A 350-nucleotide genomic window follows, 5' to 3' on the forward strand; every position below is an offset into this window, starting at 1 on the left:
TACCCGGTCGTGTTCTTCGACGCCTTGCGGGTCAAGATCCGCGATGGCGGTATCGTCAGCAACAAGGCCGTGTACCTGGCCATGGGGATCCAGGCGAACGGCCAGCGCGATGTGCTGGGCCTGTGGGTCGAGCAGACCGAAGGCGCCAAGTTCTGGCTCAAGGTCTTCAATGAACTCAAGAACCGCGGCTGTCAGGACATTCTGATCGCGGTCGTCGATGGCCTCAAGGGATTGGCGGAGGCAGTTGCCACGGCCTATCCCCGCACCACGGTGCAGACCTGCATTGTGCATTTGATCCGCAACAGCCTGGACTACGCCAACTACAAGGAGCGCAAGGTGCTGGCACAGGC

General features: G+C 61.1%; 1 protein-coding gene. It reads left to right on the top strand.

The features are described from left to right. A partial coding sequence (locus tag J8I34_RS34490) for an IS256 family transposase (RefSeq protein ID WP_209808651.1) occupies positions 1-350 on the top strand: 350 nt, incomplete at both ends.

The organism is Cupriavidus phytohabitans (assembly GCF_017815025.1).
In the GTDB taxonomy this organism is placed as follows: domain Bacteria; phylum Pseudomonadota; class Gammaproteobacteria; order Burkholderiales; family Burkholderiaceae; genus Cupriavidus.